Source organism: Photobacterium sp. 270122K, from assembly GCF_059941365.1.
This window is the reverse complement of sequence record NZ_JBPOEN010000005.1, coordinates 293,751-308,416: the sequence shown is the minus strand read 5'-3', so window position 1 is coordinate 308,416 and position 14,666 is coordinate 293,751. Positions and strand designations below refer to the sequence as shown.

Annotated in this window: 12 protein-coding genes; 2 read left to right on the top strand and 10 right to left on the bottom strand. The window is 48.3% G+C overall.

What is annotated here, in order from left to right; genetic code table 11:
• Positions 1-153: 153 nt before the first annotated feature.
• A complete protein-coding gene (locus tag ACSF8W_RS11885) occupies positions 154-3,324 on the bottom strand; it encodes a putative bifunctional diguanylate cyclase/phosphodiesterase (protein ID WP_500847531.1) in 3,171 nt (1,056 codons plus the stop codon).
• 376 nt (positions 3,325-3,700) lie between these two features.
• Between ACSF8W_RS11885 and galM the strand changes: the two genes are divergently transcribed.
• A complete protein-coding gene (gene galM, locus ACSF8W_RS11880) occupies positions 3,701-4,774 on the top strand; it encodes a galactose-1-epimerase (RefSeq protein WP_500847530.1) in 1,074 nt (357 codons plus the stop codon).
• Positions 4,775-4,834: 60 nt separating this feature from the next.
• Here the strand turns inward: galM and ACSF8W_RS11875 are convergent, their stop codons facing one another.
• Positions 4,835-5,428 (bottom strand): HD domain-containing protein, encoded by a 594-nt coding sequence (locus ACSF8W_RS11875; protein WP_500847529.1) that lies wholly within the window; start codon positions 5,426-5,428, stop codon positions 4,835-4,837.
• Between the two features lie 25 nt (positions 5,429-5,453).
• Positions 5,454-6,473 carry a substrate-binding domain-containing protein gene (locus tag ACSF8W_RS11870; RefSeq protein WP_500847528.1) on the bottom strand — a complete coding sequence of 340 codons (1,020 nt, stop codon included), beginning with the start codon at positions 6,471-6,473 and terminating at the stop codon, positions 5,454-5,456.
• 390 nt (positions 6,474-6,863) lie between these two features.
• On the opposite strand from ACSF8W_RS11870, the gene ACSF8W_RS11865 reads away from it, so the two are divergent.
• A complete protein-coding gene (locus ACSF8W_RS11865) occupies positions 6,864-7,175 on the top strand; it encodes a hypothetical protein (RefSeq protein ID WP_500847527.1) in 312 nt (103 codons plus the stop codon).
• Positions 7,176-7,315: 140 nt separating this feature from the next.
• Here ACSF8W_RS11865 and torA read toward each other — a convergent pair whose 3' ends face one another.
• The 7 genes from torA to artP all read right to left on the bottom strand — a co-directional run bounded on the left by torA (position 7,316) and on the right by artP (position 14,578).
• Entirely contained in the window at positions 7,316-9,796 is a 2,481-nt protein-coding gene (gene torA / locus ACSF8W_RS11860) for a trimethylamine-N-oxide reductase TorA (RefSeq protein ID WP_500847526.1), read from the bottom strand.
• 23 nt (positions 9,797-9,819) lie between these two features.
• Positions 9,820-10,998 (bottom strand): pentaheme c-type cytochrome TorC, encoded by a 1,179-nt coding sequence (torC, locus tag ACSF8W_RS11855; RefSeq protein ID WP_500847525.1) that lies wholly within the window; start codon positions 10,996-10,998, stop codon positions 9,820-9,822.
• 52 nt (positions 10,999-11,050) lie between these two features.
• Positions 11,051-11,227, bottom strand: a complete 177-nt coding sequence (torE, locus tag ACSF8W_RS11850; RefSeq protein ID WP_500847524.1) for a trimethylamine N-oxide reductase system protein TorE — start codon at positions 11,225-11,227, stop codon at positions 11,051-11,053.
• A 426-nt stretch (positions 11,228-11,653) separates the two neighbouring features.
• Positions 11,654-12,325: an arginine ABC transporter permease ArtM gene (gene artM / locus ACSF8W_RS11845; protein ID WP_500847523.1), complete on the bottom strand. Its 672-nt coding sequence runs from the start codon at positions 12,323-12,325 to the stop codon at positions 11,654-11,656.
• Entirely contained in the window at positions 12,322-13,011 is a 690-nt protein-coding gene (artQ, locus tag ACSF8W_RS11840; RefSeq protein WP_500847522.1) for an arginine ABC transporter permease ArtQ, read from the bottom strand. The genes artM and artQ overlap by 4 nt, the downstream gene beginning before the upstream one ends.
• A gap of 39 nt (positions 13,012-13,050) precedes the next feature.
• Positions 13,051-13,782 (bottom strand): lysine/arginine/ornithine ABC transporter substrate-binding protein, encoded by a 732-nt coding sequence (locus tag ACSF8W_RS11835; RefSeq protein WP_500847521.1) that lies wholly within the window; start codon positions 13,780-13,782, stop codon positions 13,051-13,053.
• Positions 13,783-13,849: 67 nt separating this feature from the next.
• Entirely contained in the window at positions 13,850-14,578 is a 729-nt protein-coding gene (gene artP / locus ACSF8W_RS11830; protein ID WP_500847520.1) for an arginine ABC transporter ATP-binding protein ArtP, read from the bottom strand.
• Positions 14,579-14,666 lie beyond the last annotated feature (88 nt).

Here is a 14,666-nt window from a genome sequence, read left to right as displayed (position 1 = left end):
GTGAACCCAAGATGCGCGTCTGAACGAGAATTAATGTGCGTAAATAGCGTGATGGCTCATCCAAATGAGGATATGTCATCATCATGCCATCACAAGAGCGGTATTTACCGTTTGGTGGGGATCCCTTTCACTTTGTCCCGTGGCAATGTTGGCTTAAAAAACGGGATCGGCATTAGCATTTAAATAGAGTTTCTCAAAATGCGGGATAGGCACCGGCCGACCAAATAAAAATCCTTGGAATTCTTCAACGCCAATGCGCGAAAGAAACTGCTCTTGAGAATCATACTCCACGCCTTCGGCAACCACGCGCATATTCAAATTATGTGCTAATTCGACAATGGAGCGAGTAATGGCGATGTTGTCTTTGTTCCACGGGAGGTCTTTGACAAATTCACGGTCAATTTTCAATATATGGGTCGGGAAGCGACTTAAATAGGCCAATGATGAATACCCCGTGCCGAAATCGTCAATCGCAATTTTGATCCCTAGCGCTTCTAGTTTGGTCAATTTGTCGAGGGCGGTTTCTACATCGGTCATGATCACGCTTTCGGTGATTTCCAGCTCAAGATAAGACGGGTTGCAGCCTGATTCTGATATCGCTTGCTGAACCGTGTCGACAATGCCAGGGTTGAGTAATTGGCGAGCAGAAAGATTGAGCGCAAAATTAAGGTAAAGCCCTTTATGTTGCCATTGCGCCAGTTGTTCACAGGCTTGCTTGATCATGTGTTCTCCCGCTTCCACGATCAAACCGGATCGCTCAAGGACAGGGATGACCTCCATCGGAGACTGTATTTCCCCTGCATCGTTATGCCAACGCAGTAAGGCCTCTACACCACAAATGTTATGGGTTGATGCATCCACTTTGGGTTGGTAATACAACTCATACTGTGGCGTCCCTAGGCTTTGCCGCAATGAGGATTCGAGATGTAACTGTTTCGCCGTTTCGATGCCCATTTCACGGGTATAGAAGCAGAATTGATTACGGCCTTCCCCTTTGGCTTGGTATAGGGCAATTTCCGTGTATTTATTGAGGTTTTCAATGTTATCGGTGTCATCCGGTAACAAGCTGATCCCTAAGCTGGCCGTCAGGAAAAACTCCCGCTTAAGAATGCAAAGGGGGGCGCTCAGTGTTTTCAGCAGACGTGCAGCCAAGGTCGCAATATTGTCTGGGGTGACCGAACGAGTGATCAAAATAGCAAATTCATCGCCACCTAAATGGGCGAGGAAGTCATGATTGCGCAAGGCGTGTTGAATGCGCTTCGCAACGGCTTGGATCACAATGTCACCGGTATCACGGCCGAGTGAATCATTGATTTGCTTAAAGTGGTCAAGATCCAAAATCAATAACGCGATGTGTTTGCGTGTATGCTGGCAGGCTTCAATGGCTTTTTCTATCTGCTGTTGTAGCAACATGCGGTTGGGTAAATCGGTCAGGTAGTCATAATGGGCCATTTTGTGCAGGCGATTTTCCGCCAGTACGCGTTCGGTAATGTCTTTACCGGTAGAGAGATAATGACTGATTTTTCCTAAGTGATTCACGATAGGCGAGATGGTTTTTTCTTCATACCAACTGTCGGCGTCCGACACGCGGTGGGCGATCACCCGTTGAATGACGGTGCCTTGTTTAAGCTGTTGTTGTACCGCGCGGATTTCATTGACGCTGGGTAAGCTTTTGCGTAACAGCAGGGCGGATTGTGTACCGATGATCGAATCAGCAGAGACTTTGTTATACCGCTCAAAGGAAGGGTTAACGTATTCAATGATGCCTTTCTCATTGGTGATCAAAATCGCATCCTGACTTTGCTCCAGCGCCCAAGACATACTTTTGAGTTTATTTTCCCGTTCAATCCACTCAGTCACATCCCGTAAGTTCAGGAGAATTTCACTGCTTGAACTGTAAGAGGTTTTGGTCGCAATCACTTCGATATGTCGTGTCTTAAAGGTATGAATATCGATTTGCTGTTTAATCACGTGGCCATTGGTGCTTTCTGTCGTGCAAAACTGTGCAATCAAGGCGTTGATTTGCTTTCGTACTTGCGGGCTTTTGATCAAGGCTTCCAACGGTTGAGGGAGCGTGTAGTCTTTTTCATCACACGATAAGATGTGTTTAGCGGCATCATTAATAGAGAGGATGCGCCGGTGCTTATCCATCGTCAATAAGCCATCTGGTACATGTTTTAGTACGGTGGCATATTTCAGGGCGGTGTCATTCACTTTCACATAGAGCTTTTTCTGGGCTTTAAGCGATTGGAATAAATGCCACGCAAACACCATGACTCCAGCAATGAGCGACATGATAAGAATGGTGAACGTGGTGAATTTGATGATCCGTTGCTGAGAATAGGCTTGCTTAATCAAGGTGTCGTGCATGTTAACACGGGTGATGAGCGTCCAAGGAAGATCGCTACCCTCAAAAGGTAACGTACGTAATTGATCATGGGGAGACGTCGGCTTGGAAAAGAACCGACTGTAGGTATAGAGGTAATCATCAACCTGAATCTGCCCATTGTGCTTTTTTTGAATATCCGCCCATAGCATGGCATAAGCGTCATTGAATTCGGCCACATTACTGTCGAAGTAGGAGGGCATAAAGGTCAGGCTTTCTTGTGGGTCAGGCCCGAGCAGCCAATGTCCCTGATTATTGATGAGCCATGTTTGTATGTTGCTTTGTGTTTCTGATTGCCCGTATAGATTCATCAATTTGTTTAAGTAGCTTTGCCCGCGGTAATTCACGGCGAGCAACCAACTCTCGCCCTGTACTTTAAAATGGCTGATGAAGCGGATAATAGGAATAGGATCGCCCGGGGTATTATCATCGTACAGTTGAAACGCAGAGGTATAGATCCGCTCTGGCAGGCTGTTTAAGGCATGCTTGATATCGGGAGGTATGCGGTGATTCGCTGGTGAGCCTTGCCCCGTGGGGGATGAAGGCTGTGCAATATGATGAGCGGTAAGATGGTTGGAATTATTCGCCTGAATAATCAGTGATCCGGTGTGGTTGTATAGGCTGATTTGCTCAAAATTGTCACGTGCGGTCGCGACTTGCGTGAAAATATCAATGAGATGGCGGTATTGTTCTTTTGGCGTCATGCGCATTTGAGACGTATTTCTGACCTTGTTAGTCAAATAGCGCAGGCCAGTGAGCACTGGCGTAAATTGATGTTGGGTGATGTGTAGTGATGACTGATGACGGCTGTGTTCACGTGCCTGTATGCTGCGCTTGAGTTGTTGTGCATCTTCATTATAGATGTAAAACGTACCTGCTAAAGAAGCTAAAAGCAGTACAATCAACAAGATAAGAAAACGAATTAACGCTTTTTTCATACATCGTCCATGAAGTCCCCAAACCAAGATAAGTATAGTGTTTTAGTGTCTTTGAGTGCATATTTAATATCTGCCTAAAAGGTATAAAATTATCGGTTCGTGTGCTGTGTAATGCTTTTTTGAACTTTAGGGCAACGGTTTCATCTGCGGCGTGGAGTCATTGCATGCTTATGAGAGATAAGCTTGGCAAAGTGAGCAATGGTATGCATTACATCACGAAATAACAGTTAATCCTGCAATGCATGTAAACGTTTACACCTTTTGTGCCTAGGATCACAGAAAGTAGTCGGAAGTCATTGATACACTGCTTATTATGAGAAAGGGAGCCTAAGACAAGGAAGCCCTGCGCCTATTTGCACAATGAAGGTGATAAATAATGACACTCCCTCTACATTTAGCTGGTTTATATGGCAGCATGCGTCAAGATCGTGCGATGGATGGTCAACCTGCCAATCTTTACACCCTCACCAATGCCGCGGGAATGACCGCAACATTTATGGACATCGGGGCGACGTGGATCAGCTGTACGCTGCCTGTTGCGGATGAACAGCGTGAGGTGGTGCTGGGATGCCGCACCTTAGCGGATTATCAAACACAGTCTGCGTATATGGGGGCGACGGTGGGGCGTTACGCGAACCGTTTGGCCAAAGGGCAGTTTACCGTCGATGGTACGAAGTATCAGGTCGCGGTTAATCAGGCTGGTAATACGTTGCATGGTGGGCCTGACGGATTTCATCAACGTCGTTGGGCCGTGCAAAAGCATGACGCCTCGCAGGTTGTTTTTACGTTGGTGTCTGAACATGGTGATCAAGGATTCCCCGGCCAACTGACGGCAAGCGTGACCTTTACCCTAACGAAAGACAATGCGTTAGTGATTACGTATGACGCCGAGTGCGATCAGGCGTGTCCGGTGAATCTCACCAATCATGCTTACTTTAACTTGGCGGGGGCAGAAAGCGGCCATGAGTGTTTGTCTCACACACTCACCATCGCCGCAGAGGCATTTGTACCGACTGACGAGGTGGGGATCCCTACCGGAGAATGGAAACCCGTTGTCGGAACGGGCTTTGATTTCCAAGAAGCAAAAACCATTCGTCAGGACTTCTTGGCGGATGATGAACAACGCTTGGCTAGTGGTTACGATCACGCCTTCGTTCTTTTACCGACCGTGACAGATGGTCACACGGTGGCGATGCAAGCGGTGTCGCCGGATCGCGATGTCACGTTGTCTGTGATGACCACGAAGCCAGCGGTACAGTTATATACCGGTAATTTCTTGGAAGGGAATCCCGCCAGAGAAGGGATTTACCATCAATTCGATGGTTTTTGTTTAGAAACCGAATACTTACCGGATGCGCCGAACCATCCTGAATGGCCAGAAACCGGCATTTTGGCAGTAGGTGAGCGTTATCAGCATAATACGACGTATCAGTTTTCGATAGCAAAATAATGCGTCAAGATATGCAAAGAGCCACATAATGTGGCTCTTTTTTTTCTCTGACACGCACGCTTACGCGTCTTTTAGCCAGCCGTTAGCAACCGCTAAGTCGATTTGTTGGCAAGCATAATCCCACAGCATAGGTGTAACTTGCTGCAAGTAGGTATTACGCGCGATCACTTGTGATTTAGTGACACCGTGACGAACCCAACTGCCACCCTGATTGGCCATGTTTTGCAGCAGAGGCAAAATACGATCCATGCCTTTGGCAAAGCGCGCATCCGCAGTTTCAGCTTGTTCAAACTCCAGCCATAAGGTTTTCATTGCTTCAAATTGCGCTTCGGGTAACAGGCCGAACAGGCGATTTGCCGCTGCAATTTCTTTGTCTTCTTGGCCATCGAGTTCTTGTTGGGCGGCGAAAGCGAACGTATCACCGGCATCAATTTCAACGATATCGTGGATCAGCAGCATCATGACGGCGCGGTTAATATCGACAGGCTCTTCGGTGTACTCGCTCAGCACCTGTGCCATCAGGGCAATGTGCCAGCTGTGTTCAGCACTGTTCTCTTGACGGTTATTGTCCGCTTTGACCGTGGTTTGGCGATAGACACCTTTCAGGCGGTCTAGTTCTAAGATAAACGCCAACTGTTGTGGAAGATTTTGCATAACGTCCTCTGTGTTTTCTTTCTATTTATTCGTGCGTCTTATTCGTACGAACTGGGCCGACAGAATGGCGTTTGACCAAGGTAGGGACAAACATTCTGATCGATGCATCGTTGGTTTCTTTCTGCGCCAGTTTGAGCGATAACAGTGCCGCTTGTTCCGCCATGATGTGAATAGGATAGCGAATTGTCGTCAGTTTTGGGTGCAAATATTTGGCAATCAAGCCGTCATCAAATCCGATCAGCGAGAGGGCTTCCGGCACCTGAATATGGTTATCTTCTAACACCGACAAGCCACCGGCGGCCATGTAGTCGTTATAGGTCGCGACGGCCGTGATCGGCAATTGCTTTGAGAGTAAGGCGATCATTGCCGACTCGCCGCCGTGTTCGTCTGGCGTGCCGTATTCGATGTAGTTTTCACTGCTGCATAAGCCATGTTCTGCCAATGCCGCCAAATAGCCGGCTTTACGTTGTTCGGTATCTTCAATGGCATGGTTAGAGCAAATGTAACCGATATGCTGGTGGCCGTGTTTGATCAAGTGCTCGGTCGCTAAATAGGCCCCTTTGAAGTTATCTAGTGCAATACAGCGCGGTGCGATCTCTTCAATATAACGGTTAATGATCACCAATCCCGGTACTTCCTCGGCATAGCGGATCAATTCTTCATTGGTTAAACCTTTGCTGTGAATAATCAACGAATCACAACGGCTATTAATCAGTAATTCGATGGCTTCACGTTCCGTTTGGGCATCGTGATAGCCATTGCCGATCAATAATTGTTTGCCTTTCAGGCGCACGACATGGTCGATGGCTTTGAGCATGATACCGAAAAAGGGATCGGAGACATCACCAACCACCACACCCACGGTATTAGTGGATTGGCTCACTAAAGCACGGGCATTCGCATTGGGGCGATAGCCGAGCGCTTGCATCGCGGCAGTTACCGCGGCGATAGAGGCTTGACTGGCTTTGGGCGATTGATTCACCACCCGAGATACGGTGGCGACAGATACGCCGGCGGCTTTCGCCACATCTTTAATGGTCGCCATGGTGACAGTCCTCGTGACGGGTTGGCTATGTGCGATTGATGGTGGGAGTTGTTTGCGGGCTATTAAACCGCGTCTGTGTAAACAGTGCAATCATCCCGTTTCCCCTTTTTATGGAATGCGATATTGATCGTTTAAAATCAGCAAGTAAGAGATGTGTAATCGTTGTCATTTCTGTCAATTATTCTCATGATGGATAAAAGGGATGAACTTGACCATTTCAAGGGGGGACAGACATCGAGGTCGCGTGATATATGCCGAGAAAATCGTGAGGAATATACGTGTAGCGTGTAAATGGGTGAGTCGATATGACAGTGTCGTGTGACGGCTAAGCGGTTTTATGTCACAGAATAAATAGATAAAGTAAAAAACGTGAAGTGAAGGAGGTGTCGCATGGAGGCGGTAACGGTACTTTTTGACGAGTTGTCTGGGCATGGCAACTATATCGGGCTTGTGTTTGGGTTGTTAGGTATAGCGTGCTTTTGGGTACTGCCCGTGATTGTGTCGCTCACCCATTCACCTAAATACACCAAAGTGATTGCGTTGGCGTGTGTGCCGGCTTTTTTCTATTCACCGTTGTGGGTGGGTTTACTGGTTTTTGCTGTGATGGGGCGGTATCTCGAAAAATGGGTGGATGACCTTAAATGCTTGAAAAACTTAATGGGTAATGTGCAACAAGGGAGTGGAGATAAGCGACATGGATGAAGTAAAAGTGTTATTTGAGGAAGCATTTGGCAGTGGCAACTCTGCGATGCTGGCGGTTGGGATCATTATCGCTATTACGTAAAAAATGCCCTGATACAGGATCAGGGCATGATGGATGGCGTTTCTGATTGCGTGTGTTACTAGAGTGCCGTGAGGGTTTGATTCACTTCAATCGGCCCGCCAAAGGCGGTGACCGGTGGCACTGTGCCTGTGAATTTCTCAAAATCTACTAAGCAGGTGTTGGCGCTGGTGGCTTGTGCTAACTCTGAAGACGGAATGTCTTGGGTCAGAGTATTAGGGTCACCATAGGTATCAATGGCTCCGACTTTTTCATTTAACGGCCCATACCACGCACCTTCTTCAATGCGGATCACCCCACGCGGGTAGCTGTCACTCAAAACCGCGCCGGCCAGTAGTTGACCGCGGTCGTTAAACACCCTGACCAAATCACCGTTTTGAATACCTTTCGCGGCGGCATCTTCTGGGTTGATGTAAACCGGTTCGCGACCTTGTACCGCATAGGTAGCGCGGAAGGCGTCTGATTCACACATCTGCGAATGCAAGCGCTTGTCTGGGTGGCAAGATTGCATCCAGAACGGGTGTTTCTTGGAACCCGGTCCACCGTGTGATCGTTCGCTTTTCTCAAACCACATCGGGTGCCCCTGACAGTGATCGTAGCCATAGCGGGCGATCTTCCGGCTAGTGATTTCAATGAAACCGGATGGGGTGCCAAGGGCGTTGATTTCAGGATCTTGACGGAAATCGGCGTGACGTACCCAAGGCTTGCCTGTCCCGAAATCCAGTAGGCCTTGTGCCCAGAACGTGTCAAAGTCCGGCATATCGAATTTGCCTTTATTGGCATTGCGACAGTCCGCGTATAACGAGCGTACCCATTCCATTTCATCCATACCGCGGGTGTATTCTTTGTGGCGACCGAAGCGGCGGGTTAATTCCGTGAAAATGTCAAAATCAGATTTTGATTGGTACAAGGGATCAACCAATTTGTGCATCGCCAGTAAACCGCGCCCACTGTAAGAGCCGTACACATCAATGTCATTACGTTCAAACTGGGTACAAGCGGGCAGCACGATATCCGAGAAGCGGCAGGTTGCCGTCCATGCAAAATCAATGGTGACGACGGTTTGCAGTTTCTGGAAGGCTTGCTTCATCCGGTTGCGATCTTGGTGGTGGTGCCAAGGGTTATTTCCGCTGATCACCATCATCTTGTAATCCGGCAGGATCACTTTGTTGCCGTTATAACGGATCTCTTTGCCGGGTTCTAATAAGCAATCTACCCAGCGTGCTACCGGAATCGTGCGGCTGTAGCCATTAAAATCGTTGTTATCCCACTTGGGCTTATAGCCTTCGTCGACATTACGCGGGAAGCCGCCTGGGGCTGCAAACCCAGTAGACGGTACACCGATCCCGCTGTAATGGTGACCGTAGGAGATCCCACCGCCTGGCAGGCCGATTTGACCGACCATCGCTGCGATAACCGCGCCCATCCAATACGGTTGTTCACCGTGTTCCTGACGCTGAATACACCAGCCAAACAGAATTTGGGTTCGTTCCGCGACCAGCATACGGGCAAAGTTACGAATGGTGTCGGCTTGTACCCCGCAGACCTTGGCGGCCCACTCTGGGGATTTTTCGATACGGTCTTTGGTGTTGCCTTGTACGTAGTCAATAAATTCATCAAAGCCAAGGCAGTACATTTTGATGAAGGCTTTGTCGTAAAGATCGTCGTTGTACAGGGTATGCGCGACCGCCAACATAAACGCCACATCGGTTTGTGGGTTAATGTAGAGGTGATCATTCTCGAGATACCGTTGCGTCTTGTTCTTGACCGGATCGACCGACAGCACATTGATCTCGCCGCTGGCCACTTTGGCTTTGAGCTTGGCAAGAAACGGGTAAGACTCGTGGGTTTCACAGTTCCAGCCCACTTGCAGGTTTTTCACCGGATCTGTGGCCCATAAAATGACATTCTTGCTGTGATCAAGAATCTCTGACCACGAAGTGCCTTGAGCATACACTTCGGTAGAGCCCAAGACATACGGCATGATGGTTTGACCAGCACCGGTCGAGTAGTCGCCGACTTTGGTAATGAAGTTGCCGTGCATGCCGACCGCCCGTTGCATGTGGCTGGTACAACTATGGAACTGGCCGGTTTGTCGCCATCCCGTTTGACCTGCATGCAGTGCCCATGGGCCGTAGTCTTTTTGAATGCGTTCCAGTTCACGGTAGAACAAATCGAGTGCGTCATCCCACGTCACGCGGATAAAACGGTTATTGCCGCGTGTTTCTGTGCTGTATTTGTGCTTTTTCAGCCAGTCAAGGCGCACCATAGGGTAGCGCACGCGAGAAGGGCTATAGATGATCCCTTTAATGCCGTTCAGCATTTCCGTCGGATATTGATCAACTTCAATTGGCTGAATGTCTTGCACTTTACCGGCATAAACATGGGCGCGGAACGCCCCCCAGTGAGAGCCTGACACTTTCCATGAACCGGTGGTTTCCACCGCGAACGCACGGGTAGAGGTGAGCAAGCTTGGGCCGATAACCCCGACAGCGCTGGTGGTAGCAAGGCCTTTGAGAAAACATCTTCTGGTTAAAGACATAGTGAGATTACTCCATCCATTGCTTAGTGTGAGTTGTCAGAAAAATCAGAAGAATGCTTCTGGAGGTACTTCAGCACCAGTGCTTCACTGTCACGGTCGAAGTTAACAAAGGCCAACATGCCGTTGAACATACTTGGCCAGGTATTGGCATCAAAATGCGCTTCTGCAGGTTGGGTATGGCATACCGAGCAGTTGGTGTTATAGGCTGAGCGTGCTTTATCCCACGCTGGCGTAATGTCGTTGATCAGCGATGCTTTTGGCATCCACACCGTAGCCGTGACACGCTGCCAAGGCAGACCCGTCAGTTCGTCCACTTTTTCTTCATATTTGCTGACGATTTGCGCGTTTTGGGCCGCGTCTTTTAGCAGTGACGCCACAGCAATGTTCATGCCGAAGTCTTCTTGGATCACGCGACCATAACCTTTGTTTTTACGCCAACCGGCAATTTCGACTTCAATCGCATCATCGTTTTCCGTCAGGATCTTAACCGCAGACGCGGGGTTCAACAGGCCCGCTTCTTTTTTCAACTCACTGTCTTCGTATACCGGTAAGTAGCGCACGCTATACACGGTTTCGCCGTCGTTATATTGGGTTTGATTGGCAATTTGCATGAGTTCAGCAATTAAGCCACCGCTGCTGTCCATGTTCTTGGGTAGGTGGTGGGCAATGCCTTTGTGGCAGTCGACACAGCTTTGATCCCGCTCCGCTGCATTTTGCATTTGCACGCGGGCGGTCGCTGACATTTTGCTGAAATCCATCCCGTCATAGTCATGGCAGTTACGGCATTCCAAGGAGTTATTGGCGCTAAAACGATCCCACTCGTGTTGGGCGAGCACAATACGGCGGTCTTCAAACTTTTCAGGGGTATCGATAGAGCCCGCGACATGGGCAAAGACTTCTTTGCTGGCTTGAATTTTGCGGGAGATTTTCGCCGTCCAGTCGTGGGGAACGTGGCAGTCAGGGCAGGTTGCCCGCACGCCTGAGCGGTTTTTGTCGTGAATAGTGCCCGCAAATTCAGGTACCACATTGTTTGCGTGGCAACTTACGCAAAACTCTTCGGTATTGGTGGCTTCCAGTGCGGTATTAAAGCCGCCCCAAAACAAAACGCCTGCGATAAATCCGCCGAGGGTGAGAACGCCCAGGCTGATATGAACACTGGGGCGAGACAGTGTCTGCCATGCTTTTGCTAGAAATGTTTTCATGATTGATTCTCTTTACATAAATCCCTGTAATGTGCAGCGCGTGATATTTTGGTTATGCCCCGTGTCCGGGAGGCCCCATGACAAAGAGTTGCAGCATCCAAATGGTGAAGCCGTAGCCACCGACGGCAATGACACTCAATAGTGGAAAGAGAACAACGGTGATGAAGAAAAACGCCATCCATTCGCGTGTTTTTCGTTTTTTTTCTGACATGCTAAGACGGTTATCCATAGAGCGATCTGCCTGTTCAGGAAGGAATAATACGATTGAGCGTAAGTGCTAAATATATTTTCAAGGCATGGTAATGGATGTTTTATTGGCGGTTCAATAAGCAAGAAGAATGAAACGGTGTTCAGTTTTTCATTATTTGAACTGAAACCGAAAGGTGAATAACTTAACTATTGATATGTTTATTTATTATTGATTATGAAAAATAATGAACGGTTATTTTTGGTGATAATTCAGAGGATGGGGCAGTTTTGCACAGTTTAACGCATTGAATAGACAATAAATGTAATCGATATCATAAAGCAATGTGTTGCATTGATTGCAAAGTGTGACAAGTATGACAGCAGATAAATAGTGCATGTTGGAATATGAAAAAGCCATTACAGCCTCAATGGGCGGTAATGGCTTCTGTTATTTTATCGCATGGTGCTATTGCGCATTTTCAAATTCGAGGGCTTTTTTCTCAACGTGACGGAATAGTAAGGTCAGGCATCCGTTCACTGCCAGATAAAATGCGCCGGCCACACTGAATACCACTAATGTGTCATAGGTTTGTGCATTAATCCGTTGTGCGTAACCCATGAGATCCATAATGGTGATCGTACTGGCTAACGAGGTGCCTTTGAATACCAAGATCACTTCGTTGGAATACGCCGGAATGGCACGACGAATCGCATAGGGCAGCAATACGCCCAAGGTGACTTTTGTATCCATCCCCAGTGCACGGCATGCCTGCCATTGACCTGAAGGGATGGCATTAAATGCCCCTTTGAACAGTTGGCTGCTGTATGCCGCGGTATTGAGCGCAAGTGCCAGCATGGCGCAGAACCACGGTTGGCGGAGCCATTCCCAGGCAATACTTTCCCGTACACTGTCAAATTGCCCTGGCCCGTAGTAAATCAGAAAGATTTGTACCAATAGGGGGGTGCCAGTAAATAGGGTGATCGTCGCACGGCTGATCCAGTGCAGGACTGGTGTGCGCAAAATCAGGGTTAATGTCATGCCCAACGCCAGTAAACAACCGACGACTAATGACGCAGCCGTTAACTCTAAGCTGGTAACAAGGCCTTGTGCAAGTTGCCAAAGATGTTGTTCATTCATGCTGAAGCCCCTTGCGCCTGATGCCCGTCTTGTACGCTGTATTTTTTATCAAGAATTTTGACAAAACGTTGTGTGATCAAGGTGATCACCAAGTAAACCGCGGCGGCAGACGCATACCAAGTAAAGCTTTCATGGGTTGCGGCGGCGGCTAACTGGGCTTGTTTTAGTAAATCGGTCACCCCGATCAAGGACACTAACGCGGTGTCTTTAAGCAGCACTAACCATTGGTTCGTTAAACCGGGCAGGGCGTGGCGCACCGCTTGTGGCAAGACAATACGAATAAAGGTATGGTGCTTGCTGATCCCTAATGCACTGGCGGCTTCACGCTGGCCGTTAGAGACGGCTTTTAATGCCCCCCGCAAGGTTTGTGCGGCATAGGCTGCAAAAATCAGTGACAGTGCGATCACCCCTGACAAGAATGGGCTGAGTTCCATGAACTCACCAGTGATCAAGAACAGCACTTGGGTTGAGCCAAAAAAGATAAATAGAACAATCAACAGTTCAGGCAAACCACGGAGTATGGTGACTAACGCCGTGGTTGGCCATGCGATGACGCGGTACCGAGACATCTCACCACCGGCAAACAGGACTGCTAATGCTAAACCGACGACTACGCTGGCAAGGCTGAGCTGGATGGTTACCCAGCTCGCTTCCAGTAGCGTCAGGGCATAACCTGATAACGCCATATATTACTCACTTATAAACAAGGTGACTGAGCACGTGTTTTATTCACCAAAATACTTGTCAAAGATCTGCTGGTAGGTGCCATTGTCTTTCACGGTTTTCAGTGCTGCATTCAGTTTGTTCAGCAGGGCTTCGTTGTCTTTATTCAAGGCAATACCGAACCCATTACCGAAGTATTTTGCATTGGTGACAGGGTTGCCGACGTAAACAAGGCTATCGTTTTTCTTGAACCATTCCGCCACAACCGCCGTATCACCAAACACAGAATCAATACGGCCATTTTGCATATCAATGAACGCATCTTGGTAGCTGGCGTATGGTACGGCGGTTACCTTGCCCATTTGCTCAGTCAGGTAGCTTTGGTGCGTAGAGCCGTTCTGAACACCGACACGCTTACCTTGCAGGGCGTTTTGGTCTGCGACTTTGTCTTTCAGCGCAACGAAAGCCGCTGAGTTTTCATAATAAGCATCGGTAAAGTTCACCACTTTCTGACGCTGTTCAGTGATATCAATACCGGAAATTGCTGCATCATAACGACGGAATTTTAAGGCCGGGATCAAGCTGTCAAAAGGCTGATTGTGGAAGCTGCATTTGGCTTCAATCACATCACAAAGGGCATTCGCAAGATCAACGTCAAAGCCTTGAATTTGATTGTTTTCATCCATGTATTCAAACGGGGCGTAAGTCGCTTCCATGGCGAACTTAATTTCTTCTTGAGCGGCTGCGCTAAAAGCCGTCAGGCCGATAATAGAAGCGAGTAGTAATTTTTTCATCGCGATACTCCGTGCGTTGTTTGCGGCATCACGTCGGCTGTGATGCATAGTAAAGTGGAAATAATAATCAGTGGTTGAGGTAGTCAGCAAACTGCGGGGTAGCAGGGTGAGTGAATGCCTCTTTGGTTCCGTGTTCAACCATGTGGCCTTTTTCAAGGTACAGCACATGACTGGCAATTTTTTTGGCGAAATCCACTTCGTGGGTAACGACCACTTGTGTGATGCCGGTTTCGCTTAACTGTTTGATGATACTGACCACTTGATTGGTGATTTCAGGATCAAGCGCCGCAGTGGGTTCATCGAACAGCAACACATCCGGTTTCATCATCAGGGCGCGGGCAATGGCGACCCGTTGTTGTTGCCCACCCGACAACTGGAGGGGCCAAGCCTGTGCTTTATCGGCCAGTTGTAGCGTGGTTAGAATCTCCAGTGCCGCTTTGGTGGCGGTGGCTTTATCCTGACCCAGCACTTTCATGGGGGCTTCAATCAAGTTGTCGATAACCGTTAAGTGTGGCCATAGATTGTATTGTTGAAAAACCATGCCGACTTTACGGCGTAATTTGAGTCCGGCTTTTTCACAAACCGGTTGAGAAAAGTCGAATTGCTCACCGGCAATGCTTAACGCACCACTGTTGGCGGTTTCGAGCAAATTCAACACCCTCAGTAACGAGCTTTTACCCGCACCGCTTGGGCCAAGTAACACTAAGGTTTCGCCTTGTTGGCATGTAAAGTCCACGTTATGAAGCACTTGCGTGTCACCGTAGAATTTGTTGATAGACTTAACTTGAATACTCATGCTGACTTACTGCATTAATTGTCATCTGTGGTTCATATTACCGATAGTGAGATCTTATGCAAGAAAATTGTATAAAAAATCCATTTAT

Coding starts and splice junctions, on each gene's coding strand:
- torE (WP_500847524.1), bottom strand. CDS start 11,227: ATGGATAACCGTCTTAGCATGTCAGAAAAAAAACGAAAAACACGCGAA.
- ACSF8W_RS11885 (WP_500847531.1), bottom strand. CDS start 3,324: ATGAAAAAAGCGTTAATTCGTTTTCTTATCTTGTTGATTGTACTGCTT.
- torA (WP_500847526.1), bottom strand. CDS start 9,796: ATGTCTTTAACCAGAAGATGTTTTCTCAAAGGCCTTGCTACCACCAGC.
- ACSF8W_RS11835 (WP_500847521.1), bottom strand. CDS start 13,782: ATGAAAAAATTACTACTCGCTTCTATTATCGGCCTGACGGCTTTTAGC.
- torC (WP_500847525.1), bottom strand. CDS start 10,998: ATGAAAACATTTCTAGCAAAAGCATGGCAGACACTGTCTCGCCCCAGT.
- ACSF8W_RS11875 (WP_500847529.1), bottom strand. CDS start 5,428: ATGCAAAATCTTCCACAACAGTTGGCGTTTATCTTAGAACTAGACCGC.
- galM (WP_500847530.1), top strand. CDS start 3,701: ATGACACTCCCTCTACATTTAGCTGGTTTATATGGCAGCATGCGTCAA.
- ACSF8W_RS11865 (WP_500847527.1), top strand. CDS start 6,864: ATGGAGGCGGTAACGGTACTTTTTGACGAGTTGTCTGGGCATGGCAAC.
- artP (WP_500847520.1), bottom strand. CDS start 14,578: ATGAGTATTCAAGTTAAGTCTATCAACAAATTCTACGGTGACACGCAA.
- artQ (WP_500847522.1), bottom strand. CDS start 13,011: ATGGCGTTATCAGGTTATGCCCTGACGCTACTGGAAGCGAGCTGGGTA.
- ACSF8W_RS11870 (WP_500847528.1), bottom strand. CDS start 6,473: ATGGCGACCATTAAAGATGTGGCGAAAGCCGCCGGCGTATCTGTCGCC.
- artM (WP_500847523.1), bottom strand. CDS start 12,325: ATGAATGAACAACATCTTTGGCAACTTGCACAAGGCCTTGTTACCAGC.